Origin of the sequence: Gordonia sp. OPL2 (assembly GCF_003797825.1) — a bacterium.
Classification (GTDB): Bacteria; Actinomycetota; Actinomycetes; order Mycobacteriales; family Mycobacteriaceae; genus Gordonia.
Genome location: NZ_RKME01000005.1, coordinates 72,861 through 90,999, shown reverse-complemented (window position 1 = coordinate 90,999; position 18,139 = coordinate 72,861). Strand labels below are relative to the sequence as shown.

The window sequence follows — 18,139 nt, the reverse complement described above, 5'->3', positions numbered from 1 at the left end:
CGCCCTAAGCTGTAGGACCATGGCACGCGACACGACCGGGCGCGATCCCAGTCTGTATCTGGAGCTCGATCGTCGGCAGTGGCGTGACCTGCGCGAATCGATGCCGATGGTGTTGACCGACAGAGAGCTGCAGCAGCTCGTCGGTCTCGGCGAGCAGGTCGATCTCGACGAGGTCGCCGACGTCTACCTCCCCCTGTCGCGTCTGATCCATCTCCAGATCGCCGCCCGCCAGCGACTGTTCGCGGCGACCTCCACGTTCCTCGGCGAACGGCAGACGAGTCGCCAGGTGCCGTTCGTCATCGGTATCGCCGGCAGCGTCGCGGTCGGGAAGTCGACGACCGCCCGCGTGCTCGCCGCCCTGCTCGCACGTTGGGAGTCACACCCCAAGGTCGACCTCGTCACCACGGACGGGTTCCTCCTGCCGACCGCCGAGCTCGAGCGGCGAGGCATCATGCACCGCAAGGGTTTTCCCGAGTCCTACGACCGCCGGTCACTGCTGCGCTTCGTCACCGAGGTCAAGTCGGGCGCGCGCGAGGTCACCGCTCCGGTCTACTCACACATCGCCTACGACATCGTGCCGGACGTGAAACACTATGTGCGTCAACCCGACATCCTCATTCTCGAGGGCCTGAACGTCCTCCAGACGGGTCCCACGCTCATGGTGTCGGATCTGTTCGACTTCTCGATCTACGTCGACGCCAAGACGGCCGACATCGAGCGCTGGTACGTGTCGAGATTCCTCAAGATGCGCACCACCGCCTTCGCCAATCCCGAATCCCACTTCCACTATTACGCATCGCTCACCGACGACCAGGCGACGATCGCGGCGCGCGACCTGTGGACCTCGATCAACCTGCCCAACCTGAACGAGAACATCCTGCCCACCAGGCCGCGCGCGACCCTCGTGTTGCGCAAGGACGCCGACCACTCCATCAATCGCGTCCGGCTCCGCAAACTCTGAGGGGCACAACCGGTCCGGGCACTTTTCGCCCGCCGGTCAGCGCAGCTGTCGCTCGTCCAGTCCGGCCGGATAACGGCCGGTCACCGCGATCCGGTTCCAGGCGTTGATCATCACGATCGACGCCACCACCTGCCCGAGTTCGACCTCGTCGAAAACCGCCCGGGCCGAGTCGAACACGTCGTCGGGAACACCCTCCTCCCCGAGCCGCGTGACGGCCTCGGTCAGCGCGAGTGCGGCACGTTCACGCTCGGAGAACAGATGTGGCGCCTCCGACCACACCGACACCATCCCCAGCACGAGCGGATCCATCCCGGCGGCCAGCGCATCCGAGATGTGCATGTGTAGGCAGTATGCGCAGCCGTTGAGCTGGGAGGCACGAATACGGATCACCTCGGCGAGTTCGACGGACAAGCCTTCCGACGACGCGCGCTGCAGCGCCACGAGCGCCTTGTAGACACCGGGATTCGTGCGTGGCAGCCACATTCGCCGGGTGTCGGGAAGCGTCTCCGGCGTGGCGCTCATGCGGCGAACTCCTCGTCCAGCCACTGCTGCAGAGTCGTCGTCGTGACGATCGTCGGGTCGTCGGGAACGAGTCCGCCGTCGCGGATCGCCGATCCGCCGACCCGGACGCCGACAACCCACCTCGGCGAACCTGCCCGTCGCGCAATGGCCTTGCCGATGTCGGCGAGGTCGAGCACCTCCGGCCCGGCGACCTCGATGTCGTGCTCGGGCCGGTGACGCACGGCGTCGGCCAGTGCGGCCGCCGCGTCGTCGGACGACAACGGCCTGCACCGCATGTGCGGGACCGCGGCGACCGGACCCAGCCTCAACGACCCCATCATCTGCCGGGCGAGTTCGTACCACTGGGCCGACCGCACCACGGTCAGCCGTTCGGCCGGCAACGCATCGCGATAGGCCTGTTCCTGCGCGGCCTTGCCCTGGTAGTAACCGAACTTCGCGTTCACCTCGGGATCGGCGGCGTTGATGATGGACAGGCACACCACCCGCCCCACGCCGGCGGCATCCGCGGCCGCACTCACCTTCCGCGCGACGGTGCCGAAGAAGTCGATGGCCTTCGCGGCATTGGTCGTCGTCACGTTGGTGCAATCGACCACGACGTCGGCGCCGGCGAATGCGGCCTCGAGGCCCGCACCGGTGTAGGCGTCCACGCCGGTCGACCGGTGGGCTGCAAGCACATCGATGCCGCTGTCCCGTAGGCGGCGGACGAGTGCCGCGCCGATCTCTCCGCTCGCCCCGAGCACCACAGTTCTCATGTCACGTATCTCCTGCTTCTCGTGTGTCCGACTCTCACGCTCCACGGTAGGCGCCGATTGCATCAGTAAAGTGGTTCAATTCGATGGTGGACAAGAGCGTCAATTCGGGCCGAGTGGCCACGGATCCGTGGGATGAGGTGGCCCGGCGTCTGGGGACCGATCTGTATCTGGACCTCCAGCCCGACCCGACCGCGAGTCCACGCGGTCGCGGCGCCCGCCGACGACACTCGCTGGCCGAGGCGCTCCGGGCAGCGATCGACGACGGACGACTCCCCGCGGGCACCCGGCTGCCTCCGTATCGCTCCCTCGCCGCCGACGTCGGACTCGCGCGCGGAACAGTCGCGTCGGTGTATCAGGAACTGATCGCCGAGGGATGGCTCGTCGCGCGACAGGGATCGGGAACGCACGTCGCCGACACCGTCGGGCGTGCTCGCACGGACGCCGAGCCGACCCGGGCGAGGGCCGAGCTTCCGCCACCACGCCACAATTTCGCTCTCGGGCAGCCCAATTCGTCGCTGTTCCCCCGCGCGGACTGGATCGCGTCCACGCGTCGCGCGATCACCGAGGCACCCGACGACGCCTTCGCTCCGGGGCACCCGCAGGGCACGGCGCGGCTGCGGAGATCCTTGGCCTCGTACTTGGCCCGGGCGCGCGGGGTGCGTGCCGAACCCGAACAGATAGTCCTGACCACCTCGGTGATGAGCGCCCTGGAGCTGTTGTCCCGCAGCATTTTCGGCGACATCCTCGCGGTGGAGAGCCACGGCCTGCCGTTCCATCGACAGGTGATCGAACGCGGCGGGACGTCGACGGTCCCGGTGGCGATCGACACCGACGGTGCCGTCGTCGACGACCTGCCGGACGCCGTCGCGGGTGTGCTGCTCACCCCGAGCCATCAGTTCCCCACGGGCGTCAGCCTGTCACCGCCGCGACGGACAGCCGTGATCGAGTGGGCACGCTCGGGCGGTCGGCTGATCGTCGAGGACGACTACGACGGCGAACTCCGCTACGACCGGGAACCGGTCGGCGCACTCCAGGCACTGGGCCCGGACGTGGTGATCTACGCCGGGTCGGTCAGCAAGAGCCTGTCTCCGGCGGTCCGCGTCGGCTGGTTGGTGCTGCCCCCACAACTGGTCGACACCATGGTGTGGGCCAAGGGGATTCGCGAGCCGGACGCGAGCATCGTCGATCAACTGGTGCTCGCCGACCTGATCGACTCCGGAGCCTACGACCGGCACATCCGACGCAGCAGGCAGTACTACCGACGACGCCGTGACCGGATCACGGGTCGACTGGCACGGTCCGGTGTACGGGTGCCGGGCATCGCAGCCGGCCTGCACGCGGTGATCCCGCTGCCCGCCGACAGTGAATCCCGTGTCGTCGCCGATGCGTCACGACGCGGGTTCGCCCTGGCACCGCTCTCGTTCTTCCGGCATCCCGCATGCGATGTCACCGACGGCGGGTCTGCCGACGGCCGGGGCCTCGGAGGCGGGGTCGTCGTCGGATTCGGCACACCGGCGGCGTCGGCGTTCGCCGCGGATGTGGAGGCTCTCGCCGATCTGGTGGGTGACTATTTGCCGAATCGCCGGCTGCGCGCGGAGTAGTCGCGCAGTGCGCGCAGGAAGTCCACCCGGCGGAACTCCGGCCAGTAGGCATCGGTGAACCAGATCTCCGAGTAGGCGCTCTGCCAGAGCAGGAAGCCCGACAGCCGCTGCTCCCCCGAGGTGCGGATGACCAGGTCCGGGTCCGGCTGCCCCTTCGTGTACAGGTTGCGGTCGATGGCGTCGACGGTGACCGCGTCCACCAACTCGTCGGGTCCGTCGCCGGCCGCACGGCGCTCGCTCAGCAGCGAGCGCACTGCGTCGACGATCTCCTGGCGTCCGCCGTAACCGACCGCGACGTTGACGTTCATCCCGGGACGGTCGGCCGTGCGTGCGGACGCGGTCCGTAAACGATCGGCCACGGCGTCCGGCAGCTGGTCGAGGGTGCCGACGATCCGCACCCGCCAGTGACCGGCCGGGCCGGAGATCTCGTCGACGATGTCGGGCACGATCTCCATCAGCGCGTCGAGCTCGTCGGACTCCCGACGGAGGTTCTCGGTTGAGAGCAGGTAGATCGTGACTGTGGAGATGTCCAGTTCGGCACACCACGCGAGCATCTCGGCGATCCGCTGGGCCCCGACGCGATGACCGTGGCTGACGTCTTCGAAACCCGCCTCCCGCGCCCACCTCCGATTGCCGTCGCAGATGATCGCGACATGGTGCGGGAGCCGCGTGTCGTCCATCAACTGGATGAGCCGGCGTTCATAGACGCTCAGCATCGGACGACGGAGCCGATCGGGAAGTAGTTTCATCGCTGCCTGATCTTATCGACTGAGAAGTTACGGTACCGTAGGTTGCGTGGGCATCACGTCGGAGGTCTCAGCACCGCTCGTCAAACCCCGACTTCGCGGTGTCATCCATCAATACTCCGCGTGGGTCGCGGTGTGCGCCGGACTCGCCGTGGTCATCGGTGCGGGAGTCCTCCGCGGCCCCGGGGCGGCGGTCGCCTGCGCCATCTATGCGGTCACCGTGGTCGGGGTCTTCGCGGTCAGCGCGAGCTATCACCGCATCCCCTGGAAGACGCCGCGCGCCCAGGTCCGTATGAAGCGCGCCGATCACTCGATGATCTTCCTGTTCATCGCCGGCACATACACGCCCTTCTGCGCCCTGGCCCTGCCCGCCGACGTCCGGTGGTGGGTCCTCGGCATCGTCTGGGTGGGCGCGGTCGCCGGGGTGACATGCAAGCTCGTCTGGCCGTCGGCACCACGATGGCTCGGCGTCGCGCTCTACATCGCGCTCGGCTGGGTGATCATCGCCGTCGCGCCCGCACTGGTCAGCCACGTCGGCTGGGCCGTCATCATCCTGCTCGCGCTCGGCGGGGTGTTCTACACCGTCGGCGGAGTCCTCTACGCCGCCAGATGGCCGAACCCCTGGCCCGACACGTTCGGACATCACGAGGTCTTCCACGCCTGCACCGCCGTCGCAGCACTGATGCATTACGTCGCCGTCTGGCTCGTACTCACTGCGTGACCCACCCGGTCGCCGAGGAGCATCGTCTGCTCTTCATGCGGACATCACGTGGGGGCAAGACACGGGTCGGTGCGTGGTCAGGTCGTCTTGATCCGCTGGGCCCATGCCCCGCACCGAACTGCCGGACATCTCCGTCGGCCCCGACAAGTCCCTGCGCATCGGCATGACCCGACGGCGCTTCCTCACGTGGACGGGGGTGGCCGCCGGCTTGGCCGTCGTCCCCGGTCTCCTGGGCGACGCGACGGCCGCCCCCGGCTCGCCACGTCCCGGAGACCGGCTGTTCACCCTCGGTGTCGCGTCGGGGGATCCGGTCGCCGACTCGGTGGCGTTGTGGACCAGACTCGCCCGCTCTCCACTGGAGCGCGGCGGCGGGATGGGTATCGCGCCGGTGGGAGTCGACTGGGAGATCGCCACCGACGAGGCGATGGCTCGCGTCGTGCGGCGTGGACGGGTGATCGCGACCGCCGACAACGGCTTCAGCGTGCACGTCGACGTCCGCGGACTCGACGCCGCGCGCGACTACTTCTTCCGATTCCGGGCAGCCGGGGACATCTCGGAGATCGGCCGGACGCGCACCGCCCCCGCGGCCCGGTCGTCGGTGAACGCTCTCACGTTCGCGTTCGCATCGTGTCAGTCATGGGCCGACGGCCACTACCCCGCATATGCGGACATGGCATCTCATGCACCGGACGTCGTCTTCCACCTCGGTGACTACATCTACGAGAAACCGATCCCGGGCAACGGTGGCCGGCGTGCGACGAGCGTGATGCCCGCGTCGGCGCTGCGGGAGTGCATGACGCTCGAGGACTACCGGGACCGCTACGCGCTCTACAAGCTCGATCCCCATCTGCGCCTGATCCATCGGACCAGCCCGTTCATCACGGTCTTCGACGACCACGAGGTCGACAACAATTGGGCTGCAACGATTCCCGAGGACGGCATGCCCGTGCCCGCCTTTCTGCTCCGCCGCGCCCAGGGCCTCAAGGCATGGTGGGAGAATATGCCGGTGCGGACCGCACAGCATCCGCGCGGCGCCGACATCCGCGCCTATCGACGCTTCGGTTTCGGCGATCTCGTCGAGTTCAACGTTCTCGACACCCGCACCTTCCGCAGCGATCAGGCCAACGGCGACAACGACACCGCGCAGAACGCGGTCACCGCCGACCCGCGGCGGACCATTGTCGGCGCCGGCCAGGAGCGGTGGTTGCTCGATGGACTCGCCCGCAGCGGACATCGGTGGAACGTGTTGGCACACCAGACGACCATCGCCGACCTCGCCCGGGTCGACAACGGTGTCCGCGAGGTGAGCATGGACGGCTGGAGCGGCTACGAGGCGTCGCGGGCCCGCATCCTCGACGGCGCGCACGCGCGCGGCGTGCGTAATCTGGTGTCCATCGTCGGCGACATCCACCGCAATGTGGTGTCCGATCTGCGCTCGACGTACCGTCGTGAATCACCCACCGTCGGTGTCGAACTGGCCGGCACCTCGATCTCCTCCGGCGGAGACGGGCAGGACAGCGACACCTCGGACCGCGCACTCAAGGCGGCATCGCCGCACATCCGCTTCGGCAACGCCCAACGCGGGTACGTCCTCAACCGGCTGCGTCGCGATCGATGGGAGGCCGAGTTCCGGGTGGCCGATTCGATCGCGACGCCGTCGGCACGGTTGCACCGTCGGGCCGTCGTCACCATCCCTGACTCGTCTCCCACTGTCGACGTCGTCTGAGCCTGCCTGCAGCAGAGCCGTTCTGCGCACAGCAGCAGGCGGCTGCGGTACCGTCGACCGACCGCGACGATCGGTGACATGAGTGATGAACAACAAACCCTGCCACTACGCCGGCGAACCGCGGAACGTCTACTGAGCCAGCGCATTCTGATGCTCGATTCCGCACTGGACGACGAGATCGGCAGCCACTTGTGCGCACAACTCGTGATGTTGGCGTCAGAGGATCCGGTCGCCGACATCAGCCTGTGGATCAACTCGCCGGGCGGCTCGGTACCGGCGATGCTCGCCATCATGGACACCATGCGACTCATCCCCAATGATGTCTGCACGGTCGACCTCGGGATGGCCTACAGCGCAGGACAGTTCCTGCTCTGCAACGGAACCCGCGGCAAGCGGTTCGCTCTGCGGCACGCGAAGGTGCTGCTCCACCAGGGCTCGGCCGGGATCGGCGGATACGCACCCGACATCGAGCTCCAGGCCGACGACCTCCGACACGTCCGCGACACCGTGCTCACGATCATCGCCGAGCAGACCGGGCAGACCGCGGAGAAGATCTTCGCCGACTCGCTCCGCGATCATGTGTTCACCGCGGAGGAATCCGTCGCCTACGGCTTCATCGATCACATCGTCGACGATCTGGGACAGATTCGTCCCCTCACACCGGCGTCCACGGGTTTCGGGGTGACCCGATGAGCACCTACACCATCCCCAACGTCATCAGTCGTACTCCGCAGGGCGAGCGGGTGATGGATGTCTACAGCCGACTGCTCGACGAACGGATCATCTATCTCGGCACCGAGATCGACGACGGCGTGGCCAATGCGCTGATCGCACAGATCCTGCACCTCGACTCCGACAACCCCGACGCCCCGATCGATCTCTACATCAATTCGACCGGCGGGTCCGTGATGGCGACGTTCGCCCTGTACGACACGATGCAGTACTGCCACGCACCCATCGCGACGACCTGTGTGGGCCAGGCGCTGTCGTCGACCGCGCTGTTGCTCGCGGCCGGCACACCGGGGCAACGATCGGTCCTGCCCCATGCGCGGGTCTTGCTGCATCAGCCCTCGGGCCAGGGCCGCGGCACGATCCCCGACCTCATTCTCGCAGCCGAGGAGATCCTGCGGGTGCGCGAGGAGATCGAGAAGGCGATGAGTCGCCATACGGGCCAGGAGCTCGAGGCACTCCGCCGCGACACCGACCGCGACCGGGTGTTGCGTGCGGAGGAGATCGTCGCTTACGGGCTCGCCGACCGGATCATCGACACCCGCGGACGGTGACCGCAGCCCACCGGGGTGTGGGTCGGCAGAGAACGCTTCAGGCGGCGAGCGCGACCGGGCCGCGATGTGTGCGCATCGGCGCCACCGCCGCGGGAACCGGAACCGTGGTGGCCCGCAGAACCGGGACGGCTGTCCGCCGGCTCAACTCGACGGCGACCTCGCGGGTCAGGTCGAACAGGGTCAGTCCCAGCGCACCGGCCACCGCGGCCAACAGTTCGGACGACGCGTCCTTGCGGCCTCGTTCGATCTCGGAGAGGTACTGGCTGGACACCCCGGCCCGTTCGGCGGTCTCGACGAGTCGTTCACCGGCGTCGTGCCGGTGCCGGCGCAGGACGCGCCCGGTCACCTCGCGCAACAGCGGTTCGGCTGCTCTGGGTCGGTGATCCATGTGCCGATGGTAGGTCGCCGGGAACAGGCGGCGCCGTCGGTTCTGCCGTGAGCAGAACGGATCGCATTCGTCCTCGTCGATGTGCTCGCCGGAGCCGGTGCCCGATGGCGACACCGGTCGGGCTGACACCGCCTCGATGAGCCGACCCGGCGGGCGGTGTCACCACCGTTCGCCGGGTCGGGTCGTCGATCGCTGAGTGTCAGACCGCGGCGAGGTGCGCCAGCACAGCGGCACTGGCCTCCCAGCCCATGCACTTGTCGGTCACCGACTGACCGTAGGTGAGCGGACGAGCGTCGGGTGACTGTGCGCCGGGCTCCAGGAAGCTCTCCAGCATGACCCCGCTGATCGTGACGGAATCACCGGAGCGGCGAGCCGCGCGGATCACGCCTGCGATCTCGTCGGCGACCTCGGCCTGACGGATGTGGTCCTTGCCCGAGTTGGCATGCGAGCAGTCGATCATCACCCGTTGCGGCAGTGACGCTTTCGCGAGCGCGGTGACCGCGGTGGCGATTGACTCGGCGTCGAAGTTAGGACCGGCGGTCCCGCCGCGCAGGATCACGTGGCAGTCCTCGTTGCCGGCCGTCTCGACCACCGCGCCGCGGCCGAAGTCGTCCACACCGAAGAAGACGTGTTGTGCTGCAGCAGCTTTCACTCCGTCGATCGCGACCTGAATGTTTCCGTCGGTGCCGTTCTTGAACCCGATGGGCATCGACAATCCGGAAGCCAGCTGGCGATGGACCTGCGACTCCGTGGTGCGTGCACCGATGGCACCCCACGCGACGGTGTCCGCGATGTACTGCGGACTGGTCGGTTCCAGGAACTCACACCCCACCGGCAGTCCGAGGTCGATGATGTCGAGCAGCAGGGATCGCGCCGTACGCAGTCCACGCTCCACGTCGAAGGTCCCGTCCATCCCGGGGTCGTTGATCAGGCCCTTCCAGCCGACCGTCGTGCGTGGCTTCTCGAAGTAGACCCGCATGACGATCTTGAGGCGGTCGGCATGGTCCTTGGCGAGTGGCGCCAGGCGGCGGGCGTAGTCGATGGCGGCGATCGGGTCGTGGACCGAGCACGGCCCCACCACCACGAGCAGACGATCGTCGCGGCCGGCGAGGATGTCGGCGATCTCGTCGCGGTCGTTCTGCACGGCCACCGCGCGACGCGCGGTCAGCGGCAGCTCACTGCGGATGGTGTCCGGGGACGGGATGGAGCGGAAGGACTTGATCCGCCGGTCCGAGGTCGATTCGGAGGTCAAGTCGGGGATGGTGGTCACGTCATGCCTTTCGGGGTCAGGCCCTTGGTCGTCGGGTGGCCCCAGGTGTTCGGTGAAACCGGAGGCCCTTGAAATGACAAGAGCAGCAACCGTCTGGTCGCTGCTCGGGCTCCGGGTGTGATGCGCGCGGCTGTTCAGCGCTTCATCGCGGCCCCACCCGGAGCCTCGATAAAGCGCCAATAGGCGCGAGCGATGTTGATCACGGCGACCAGGCTAGCACGACCGCGGCGACCCACCGACCGCCGTCGGCGTTCGCGGCCTGAACCGCCCGCCGCCACCTCGCCGACCGGGTCCAGTTCTCCGCCGACCGGGTCCAGATTCTCGCCCGTCGGGCACGGTATCCACAGAAGCCGGCCACCGCCGAGCACCGAGCCCGGCAGGCGGGTCCACTCGGCGGAATTCTGGACACGGTCGGCGGAATTCTGGACACGGTCGGCGAGATCCTGGGCACGGTCGGTGGACTCGGAGGGAGCCCACGGCCGGGTCCGAGGTGATCACGGGTGACCACGATCGATGAGCTGGCTCAGCACGATGATCGACTCCGAATGATCCACCGGACCCGCACTGCGGATCCGCTCGAGCGCGTGCTCGAGGTGCCGGACGTCGCGCGCCCGCACCCGCAGGATGGCATCGGCCTGACCGGTGATGGTCGCTGCGCTCACCACCTCGGGGATCGGTTCCCACGCCGCCTTCAGCGCGTCCGGCGAGATGTTGCCACGGCACGACACCTGCACGTACGCCTCGGTCGTCCACTGCATCGCGTGCGGATCGATGACCGTCGTGAAGCCTTTGATGACGCCCTCGTCGAGCAACCGGTCGACGCGACGCTTGACCGCGGGCGCCGACAGTCCGACCTCCTCGCCGACCTGGGCGTAGGTCGCGCGGGCGTCCCTGGTGAGGCACGCGATCACCTGTTCGTCGACATCATCGGGTACGCGCAACATATCTCCGATCGTCGGGCCGTGAGCACCAGTGTATTGCACAGATGCGCAAGATCCGAGGATTGATTGCACAGATGGCCACGGATAGCGTCGATCCATGACCATCGCCGGTCCGTCGTCCGGGCCCGACATCGCATCGTTCACCACCTCGGCGCCGGCAGCGACGACGCCCCTGACTCCACCCCCGACAACGCGGATCTCACGGACCCGCTGCTACGCGATGACACCGCCGGTCCACTTCACCGTCAGTTACGCCATCAATCCCTGGATGGACCCGACGGTGCCGGTCGACACCGATCGCGCGATCAGCCAGTGGATGCATCTGCGGGAGATCTACGAGTCCCTCGGGCACAGCGTGCACGTGGTCGAGCCCCACCCCGGCCTCCCCGACATGGTGTATGCCGCCAACGGCGGACTCAGCGTGGCGGGCCACACCATCGCCGCCCGATTCGCTTTCCCCGAACGCGCTCCCGAGGGCGACCTGTACGCCGCATGGTTCGACGCCGACGGTCACGGACCAGTCCACCGCACCACCGGCGTCCAGGAGGGTGAGGGCGACTTCCTGGTCGTCGGCGACCGCATCCTCGCGGGCACGGGATTCCGCACGAGCCGCGAGACGCACCACGAGATCGCCGCCATCACCGGCCTCCCGGTGATCACCCTCGAACTCGTCGATCCTCGCTTCTACCATCTCGACACCGCACTCGGCGTCCTCGACGAGGACACCATCGCCTACTACCCGCCGGCGTTCTCCGAGGGCTCGAGGGCGATGCTCGCAGACCTCTACCCCGGAGCCGTGATCGCCACCGATGCCGACGCCGAGATGCTGGGGCTGAACCTCGTCTCCGACGGTCGCCGTGTCGTGATGACCGACGCCGCACCCGCGCTGGCCGCAACATTGCGGGCCAACGGATTCGAACCGATCGAGGTCGACCTGTCCGAACTGCTCAAAGGCGGGGGCGGCGTCAAGTGCGTGACCCTGGAACTGCGGGACTCCGACAAGGAGGTCGACGTGCACACGCTCACCGAGCCCCATGTGGCACACAACTATTCACCACTCCCGGTGACAGCGGCCACGGCAGAAGGTGCATGGGTCACCGACGTCGACGGACGGGCGTACCTCGATTGTCTGGGCGCCTACTCTGCCGTCAACTTCGGCCACCGCAACCCACGAATCTTCGCTGCCGCAACCGAACAGATGAACCGCGTCACCCTCACCAGCCGGGCGTTCCGATCCGACCGTCTGGAGCCGTTCTGCGCGGCACTGGCGACTCTGTGCGGCAAGGAGATGGTCCTGCCGATGAACACCGGCGCCGAAGCGGTCGAGTCCGCGATCAAAGTGGCCCGCAAGTGGGGTTACGACGTCAAGGGCGTCCCCGACGGAACGGCGACGGTCATCGTCGCCGCCGGCAACTTCCACGGCCGCACGATCAGCATCGTCAGCTTCAGCGACGATCCCGACGCACGCAACGGATTCGGGCCGTACACGCCGGGATTCGTACAGGTCCCCTACGGTGACGCCCAGGCCGTGGCCGACGCCATCGACGACACCACCGTCGCCGTCCTCCTCGAACCCGTGCAGGGCGAGGCCGGCATCATCTGCCGCCCGCCGACTACCTGCCCCGGGTCCGCGCACTCTGCTCCGACAACGATGTCCTCATGATCGCCGACGAGATCCAATCAGGACTCGGCCGCACGGGAAAGACCCTGGCCGTGGAGCATTGGAACGTCGAACCCGACATCTACACGCTCGGCAAGGCCCTGGGCGGCGGCATACTGCCGGTATCGGCGGTGGTCGCCGACAGCACGGTCCTCGGTGTCCTGCACCCCGGCGAACACGGCTCCACGTTCGGCGGCAACCCACTTGCCGCCGCGGTCGGACAGACGGTCGTCGAGATGCTCGCCGAGGGGACATGGCAGGCCCGGGCGGCCGAACTCGGCGATCGGATGCACACCCGTCTCCGCGACCTCATCGGTCACGGTGTCGTCGCCGTCCGCGGGCTCGGCCTGTGGGCGGGTATCGACGTCGAGCAGTCCGTGGGCACCGGCAAGGAGGTCTGCCGGCGCTTGGCAGAGCGCGGCGTCCTGGCCAAGGACACGCACGGATCGACGTTGCGCCTCGCTCCGCCGTTGGTGATCACCGAGGAGGAAATCGATTGGGCGGTGGATCGATTGGCGGATGTCGTGGGTCGGTGAGTGTGACTTCCTGTCCGACCGACGGATTTCCGGCACGCCGAGCACCGATTCTCTGCACGGTCTCCCACGTCAGGATGCCGAGTACAGTCACGACTGCGGCTGGAAGGGCGAACGCGATATAGCTGCTTGTCGGGACGAAGGCCGCGGCCAGAAACGCCGACATCCCATAAAAGAAGACACCGGTTCGCCACCGATCGGTATTGCCGGCGCCTGCCGGGATCAATGCCATCACGAGGAAACCCGCCAGCACCACGACAACCACCCACCCGGCGCCGGCAATCGCAGCGACAGCGAGGTAGACCGCGCACGCGACGCGGTAGGCCGCTATCCCCGCCACTCGTGCACCTCGTCATAGTCACTCGAGTTCGTCAGAGGCCAGTGTCCCAGCGGAAGGCCCGGGTGTGTGGCGAGCTCGGTGTTGATGGTGGCCGCGGTTGCCGACATCGTCGCTATGTAGTTCGCCAAGCTCCCCACGACACCTCCGATAACCGCAAATGCAGCTTTCCCTGTGGGAATGGTGGTCACAGCAGCCGCCAACAGCCCGGGAGCACCAGCACGCGATCCGGCCGCATAGGCTCCGGCCACCGCCGTCAACCACCCTGCCAATGCGATCCCAGCGCCCGCGTAACTGATGAGTGCACGATTCGACAGGTCGATCTCACTCGATCGCATCTTCTCGGCACTACTCCCCACACTCGAAGCGGCCGATGCCTGCGCGGTCGCGGCTCGCGTGTACGCACCAGCCCCGCGACCCGTCCAGTCGGAGGAAACCTGGGCCGACTGTGGGATGTTCGCTCCGATGTTGGTCATCGTGGTCCGTATCGATTCCCACTCTGCTGCGTGCTGGCGAAGTGTGAACGGCACCGCGACACCCTTGGCCAGAGATTCCAGAGTCGCCTTGGCGTTCTCGATCGTGCTCGCCATGGAATCGCATGCCGCCGTGACCTCGTCTTCGAGGTTCAGGAATTGTGTCAGGCTCGAGGCGTTGATCTCCCGACCCAACTGACGGAGCTTGTCCGGGTACGCGATGATCTCGACGACCTTCCGCGCGAAGTCGAGGAGATCCTCGATGTCGATGCCGGCCGCGTCGGTGTCGTCTCCCCGAAAGATCTTGTCCAGGATGTCCTCGACCGAGGGTATGGATGTGTCGGGGATCGTCGGGGTCGGCCCCTTGGGCAGGGGCAGGTCGAAGACGTCCGGCAGATCGGGAAGTCGATCCAGGCCTGGGATGTCCGGTATCTCGGGCAGATCCAGGTCGGGAAGTTCGATATCGAAGACACTCACCAGCGATCCGCCTCCTCGATCAGTTTCGCCGCGTTGGCCACCTTGTCGGCGATGTCGTCCATCGCTGTCTCGCCCTCGGAGCAGCGGTCACGCACCAGATCGGACACACCGTTCACTGCACTCTTCAGCGGACTGAAGATGCCCAGTTCGGCTCCGTCGAAACGCAATCCGGCAGCTTGATCTCCACAGCCGCCGACCGTCGGTGCCGTGGTCGACCAGAACGTCGCGTCTGCTCGGATGTCGGCCAGGGCTGCAGTGAGTGCAGGATCAGGCGCCACGACGATCATCTCCTCGTGTTCGTCTGGTTGCGTCCGCGAGCTGCCGCAGACCGTCGTTCACCGAGTTCATCAACTCGGCCGGCGTCGCATTCGGCGCGCGTCGAGGATCGAAGCGTGCCCGGTACGGTCCGTACTCGTCGGCCGCGATCTCGACGAGGCGATTCGGGCATCGGAAGAGCACGTGCCGCCGCTGCCCAGGGTGATCTGACGTGGCCAGTGCGCGAATCGTCTTGATCCGACCATGCACCAACCAGAGGTACGTCGCCCGGTCGAGCTGATGCACACCGAGACGGTGCGCCTGCCCGGACAGGCTCAGCCGGAGCGGGCGGCCGTGCTCGTCGAAAGTCATCCGCACGCCTGCATCGAACACCCGCTTCAGGTACGGGACCAGGTGTTCATCGTGCGCCCTTGTGACCGCGTCCGTGCTTGCCGCACCAACCACTGCTCCCCCGTCCCCGACTCGCCTGCGCGCGAGTTGCCCGATTTGTCGTTCACCCTATACGCGGCCGGTGACGGCACCATCGTCGTCGGTCGACCGAATGAAACAGTTGAATCCGGGCTCCTCGGTTAGGCTTCCGGGAGTGAGCGCCGATCATTCCGATTCCGCACCGGACATCCCGACGAACCGCCGGGTCCTGCTGATCCGCCACGGTCAGACCGAGTGGTCACTGACCGATCGCCACACTGGCCGCACCGACATCGACCTCACGGCACGAGGCGAGGAGGACGCCCGCGCTCTGGCGGGGATCGCGGACCGGCTCGGTCTGGTCTCGCCGTTCGTGTTCGCGTCGCCGCGCACCCGCGCCCGACGTACAGCGCAGCTGGCCGGCCTGTCCGTCGACCAGGTCGATGATCGCTTCGCCGAGTGGGATTACGGCGATTACGAGGGGCTCACCCGCCTGCAGATCCACGCCGACGGCGACCCGGACTGGACGATCTGGACCGGCGGCGGCCCGCACGGGGAGTCGGTCGAGGACATGGTCGCGCGCGTCGACGGCGCGGTCGACCTCGTCGAGGAACGTCTGGTCGACTCCGATGTGATCATCGTGTCCCACGGACACTTCTCCCGGTCGTTCGTCTGCCGGTTCCTCGGATGGCCGATCGGACAGGGCGCCGAGATCGACCTCCGTCCGGCGGGAGCCGCGCTGCTCATGCAGCTCGGTCAGGATCGTCGGCTGTGTGCCCTGGTCGGCCCGGAGGGAGCCGCCGCGACACATCTCGCGGTGTGATCGGCGGCGCATCCTCCGTCAGCGATCGCGGTTGAGCCACCACGTGCTGGTGGACAACGCTGTCGCGAATCCACACCACGCCGGATAGGCCGACAGTGCCGCACCGGCACGCGGATCGACCCGGGCGGCCCGGCGAGCGAGGTCGGCGCTGCTGACGGTGAGCGCACCCGACACCACCGACGCCGCGCCCAGTCGGTGCTGACCGAAATAGATCCAGGTCCAGCCCGCATTGAGAAGCAGATTCGCGCCGAGAGCCCCGATGTAGGAGCGACGCAGGTCCTCGTCTCCGCGATCCCGCAGGGCGTCGACGGTCGACGCCGAGGTCACGGCGATGTCGGCGTACAGCGTCGTCCACGCGACGGGAAACACCCAGTTCGGCGGCACGAAGGCGGGTTTGCGCAGCGTCGGATACCAGGTCTCGACGGCGGGTCGGGTGACCACGCTCCCGATCGCGGCCGCGGCGGCGGTGGCCAGAGACGTTCCGATGAGGGTGGAGATACGCATACCGCCGTTCTACTCTCCCGCACGATCGGCCGTACCGCCCGCGCGCAGGCGCCGCCGTTCCAGATGCCGTCGCTCGGCCGGGTTGTCAGTCAGTTCCGCCGCTCGACGGAATGCGGCATCGGCCGGTGCCACGTGACCGGCCCGCGCCAGCATCTCGGCGCGCGCCGCGTGCCAGAGGTGGTAGGCGGCGAGCCCCTCGATCGCGTCCACCTCCACCAGGCCGCGCGCGGGCCCCTCGACCATCGACACCGCGATCGCCCGGTTCAACGCGACGACCGGCCCCGGATCGATGCGTTCCAGAATCCGGTACAGGCCGACGATCGCCGACCAGTCCGTGTCTGCCGACGACGGCGCGCCGGCATGCAGCGCGGCGATGAGGGCCTGGATGCGATAGACACCTACCCCCGGCAGGCCGACACCCACACGCAGGACATCGCGTGCACGATCGATCGTCGTTGTGTCCCAAGCATTTCGATCCTGATCAGCCAGCACGATGAGTTCACCGGTGGCGTCGGTGCGCGCGTCGAACCGAGCGCGGTGGAAGAGTTCGAGCGCCAGGAGTCCGTGCGCCTCTCCGTCGTTCGGCACGAGTTCGATCAGCTGCTCGGACAGTCGGATCGCCTCGTCGGCGAGATCGACCCGGACCAGCGCAGGGGCGGCTCCACGCGCGAGATACCCCTCGTTGAAGATCAGGTAGAGCACCCCGAGCAGGACTCCGACACGCCCGTCGATGTCGGCCGGGATCGTCAGCGGTATCCGCGCGTCCCGGATCTTGCGTTTGGCGCGCACGATCCGTTGCGCCAACGTCTTTTCCGGGACGAGGAACGCGGCGGCGATCTCCGCGGTCGTCAGTCCGCCGACGAGCCGCAGCGTCAGCGCGACCTGCGCATCACGGTTCAGCGCCGGATGACAACACAACAACAGCAGCCGCAGCCGATCGTCGCCGAGTTCGTTGTCATCGACGATCAACGGCGATCCTGCCGACGGCCGGTCGTCGGGGATCAGGTCCGGCGCGGCGGCAGCCAACCGACGTCGAGCCGCGGCACGTCGGCGCAGCTGATCGATGACGCGGTTACGGGACACGGTGAACAGCCATGCCGCGGGGTTGTCGGGGACACCGCGCGACGGCCACGTCTCCGCGGCGAGCAGCAACGCATCCTGCACACAGTCGTCGGCGAGGTCGACGTCGTCGAACCGGGCGGCGAGGAGAGCGAGCACACGTCCGCTCTCCTCGCGCGCCAGGCGGATGATCGCCGGGCCGACGGCATCGGTCACCGCGACGTCAGGCCCCGGCCGGGGTCGGCGTCCCGTCATCGGCGGCGAACAGACGCACCGGCCGGACCTCGACGACGCCGAACGGCAACGGGATTCGTCCCGCCCACTCCAGCGCCACATCGAGATCCGGGGCATCGATCCGGTAGTAGCCGGCCAGCTGCTCCTTGGCCTCGATGTAGGGACCATCGCTGACCGCGGGGGCCTGCCCCAGCGTCAGTCGCATCGTCGTCGCGGACCCGCTCGGGGCCAGGCTCGCGCCGTCGACGAGCAGACCTGCTGCGGCGAGCGCCTTTCCATAGCCCGCCCACGCGGCGTTCATCTCGTCGAATCCAGCGTCACCGGGTTGGGGAAGGGGCACGGACTCGTCCACGGTGATCGTCAGTAGATACTGCATGTCAGATCCTCTCTCGGATGCCGATCTCTGGGTGATGATGGCAGCCGGGCCGGCCTCCATCTGCCCCT

The 18,139-nt window shown here is 67.6% G+C and carries 19 protein-coding genes and 1 pseudogene; 8 read left to right on the top strand and 12 right to left on the bottom strand.

All coding sequences use genetic code 11. From position 1 onward, the window contains the following. Positions 1-19: 19 nt before the first annotated feature. Complete coding sequence (gene coaA / locus EEB19_RS07350) at positions 20-961, top strand: type I pantothenate kinase (RefSeq protein ID WP_187584668.1); 942 nt, start codon at positions 20-22, stop codon at positions 959-961. Between the two features lie 36 nt (positions 962-997). Here coaA and EEB19_RS07345 read toward each other — a convergent pair whose 3' ends face one another. Further along, positions 998-1,483: a carboxymuconolactone decarboxylase family protein gene (locus EEB19_RS07345; protein ID WP_262365505.1), complete on the bottom strand. Its 486-nt coding sequence runs from the start codon at positions 1,481-1,483 to the stop codon at positions 998-1,000. Next, positions 1,480-2,235, bottom strand: coding sequence for an SDR family oxidoreductase (locus EEB19_RS07340; protein ID WP_187584666.1), 756 nt, complete (start codon positions 2,233-2,235; stop codon positions 1,480-1,482). The genes EEB19_RS07345 and EEB19_RS07340 overlap by 4 nt, the downstream gene beginning before the upstream one ends. 83 nt (positions 2,236-2,318) lie before the next feature. On the opposite strand from EEB19_RS07340, the gene EEB19_RS07335 reads away from it, so the two are divergent. Beyond that, the gene (locus EEB19_RS07335; RefSeq protein WP_187584665.1) at positions 2,319-3,836 is read left to right on the top strand and encodes a PLP-dependent aminotransferase family protein; all 1,518 of its coding nucleotides are present in this window, start codon (positions 2,319-2,321) and stop codon (positions 3,834-3,836) included. Here EEB19_RS07335 and EEB19_RS07330 read toward each other — a convergent pair. After that, positions 3,803-4,585 (bottom strand): isoprenyl transferase, encoded by a 783-nt coding sequence (locus EEB19_RS07330; RefSeq protein ID WP_187584663.1) that lies wholly within the window; start codon positions 4,583-4,585, stop codon positions 3,803-3,805. The two genes, EEB19_RS07335 and EEB19_RS07330, sit on opposite strands and share 34 nt — an antisense overlap. A 52-nt stretch (positions 4,586-4,637) precedes the next feature. On the opposite strand from EEB19_RS07330, the gene EEB19_RS07325 reads away from it, so the two are divergent. The 4 genes from EEB19_RS07325 (at position 4,638) to EEB19_RS07310 (ending at position 8,312) form a co-directional block, all read left to right on the top strand. Next, positions 4,638-5,303 carry a hemolysin III family protein gene (locus EEB19_RS07325; RefSeq protein ID WP_187584933.1) on the top strand — a complete coding sequence of 222 codons (666 nt, stop codon included), beginning with the start codon at positions 4,638-4,640 and terminating at the stop codon, positions 5,301-5,303. A gap of 103 nt (positions 5,304-5,406) precedes the next feature. Further along, positions 5,407-7,029, top strand: coding sequence for an alkaline phosphatase (locus EEB19_RS07320; RefSeq protein WP_187584661.1), 1,623 nt, complete (start codon positions 5,407-5,409; stop codon positions 7,027-7,029). Positions 7,030-7,107: 78 nt separating this feature from the next. Continuing rightward, on the top strand, positions 7,108-7,722 hold the full coding sequence (locus EEB19_RS07315) for a ClpP family protease (RefSeq protein WP_187584659.1): 615 nt from the start codon (positions 7,108-7,110) through the stop codon (positions 7,720-7,722). After that, complete coding sequence (locus EEB19_RS07310) at positions 7,719-8,312, top strand: ClpP family protease (protein ID WP_187584656.1); 594 nt, start codon at positions 7,719-7,721, stop codon at positions 8,310-8,312. The genes EEB19_RS07315 and EEB19_RS07310 overlap by 4 nt, the downstream gene beginning before the upstream one ends. A gap of 37 nt (positions 8,313-8,349) precedes the next feature. Here EEB19_RS07310 and EEB19_RS07305 read toward each other — a convergent pair whose 3' ends face one another. The 3 genes from EEB19_RS07305 to EEB19_RS07295 all read right to left on the bottom strand — a co-directional run bounded on the left by EEB19_RS07305 (position 8,350) and on the right by EEB19_RS07295 (position 10,914). After that, positions 8,350-8,700, bottom strand: coding sequence for a helix-turn-helix domain-containing protein (locus EEB19_RS07305; protein WP_187584655.1), 351 nt, complete (start codon positions 8,698-8,700; stop codon positions 8,350-8,352). A 199-nt stretch (positions 8,701-8,899) separates the two neighbouring features. Continuing rightward, the gene (locus EEB19_RS07300; RefSeq protein ID WP_187584653.1) at positions 8,900-9,970 is read right to left on the bottom strand and encodes a 3-deoxy-7-phosphoheptulonate synthase; all 1,071 of its coding nucleotides are present in this window, start codon (positions 9,968-9,970) and stop codon (positions 8,900-8,902) included. A gap of 494 nt (positions 9,971-10,464) precedes the next feature. Beyond that, complete coding sequence (locus EEB19_RS07295; protein ID WP_187584651.1) at positions 10,465-10,914, bottom strand: Lrp/AsnC family transcriptional regulator; 450 nt, start codon at positions 10,912-10,914, stop codon at positions 10,465-10,467. A gap of 217 nt (positions 10,915-11,131) precedes the next feature. Between EEB19_RS07295 and rocD the strand changes: the two are divergent. Then, a pseudogene (gene rocD, locus EEB19_RS27125) lies at positions 11,132-13,107 on the top strand (ornithine--oxo-acid transaminase). A gap of 324 nt (positions 13,108-13,431) precedes the next feature. Here the strand turns inward: rocD and EEB19_RS07285 are convergent. From EEB19_RS07285 to EEB19_RS07275, 3 genes are read right to left on the bottom strand one after another with little or no spacing between them, the layout of a single operon-like run. After that, the gene (locus tag EEB19_RS07285; protein ID WP_187584649.1) at positions 13,432-14,391 is read right to left on the bottom strand and encodes a hypothetical protein; all 960 of its coding nucleotides are present in this window, start codon (positions 14,389-14,391) and stop codon (positions 13,432-13,434) included. Further along, a complete protein-coding gene (locus EEB19_RS07280; protein WP_187584647.1) occupies positions 14,388-14,669 on the bottom strand; it encodes a hypothetical protein in 282 nt (93 codons plus the stop codon). The genes EEB19_RS07285 and EEB19_RS07280 overlap by 4 nt, the downstream gene beginning before the upstream one ends. Continuing rightward, a complete protein-coding gene (locus tag EEB19_RS07275) occupies positions 14,659-15,018 on the bottom strand; it encodes a hypothetical protein (protein ID WP_187584645.1) in 360 nt (119 codons plus the stop codon). The genes EEB19_RS07280 and EEB19_RS07275 overlap by 11 nt, the downstream gene beginning before the upstream one ends. Positions 15,019-15,250: 232 nt before the next feature. On the opposite strand from EEB19_RS07275, the gene EEB19_RS07270 reads away from it, so the two are divergent. Further along, complete coding sequence (locus EEB19_RS07270) at positions 15,251-15,898, top strand: histidine phosphatase family protein (protein WP_262365504.1); 648 nt, start codon at positions 15,251-15,253, stop codon at positions 15,896-15,898. Positions 15,899-15,916: 18 nt separating this feature from the next. On the opposite strand, the gene EEB19_RS07265 is transcribed toward EEB19_RS07270, so the two are convergent. The 3 genes from EEB19_RS07265 to EEB19_RS07255 are packed head-to-tail and all read right to left on the bottom strand — an operon-like array spanning position 15,917 to position 18,071. Then, a complete protein-coding gene (locus EEB19_RS07265) occupies positions 15,917-16,402 on the bottom strand; it encodes a TspO/MBR family protein (protein ID WP_187584641.1) in 486 nt (161 codons plus the stop codon). Positions 16,403-16,411: 9 nt separating this feature from the next. Then, positions 16,412-17,677 carry an RNA polymerase sigma factor gene (locus EEB19_RS07260; RefSeq protein ID WP_262365503.1) on the bottom strand — a complete coding sequence of 422 codons (1,266 nt, stop codon included), beginning with the start codon at positions 17,675-17,677 and terminating at the stop codon, positions 16,412-16,414. A 7-nt stretch (positions 17,678-17,684) separates the two neighbouring features. After that, positions 17,685-18,071, bottom strand: a complete 387-nt coding sequence (locus EEB19_RS07255; RefSeq protein ID WP_187584637.1) for a YciI family protein — start codon at positions 18,069-18,071, stop codon at positions 17,685-17,687. Positions 18,072-18,139 lie beyond the last annotated feature (68 nt).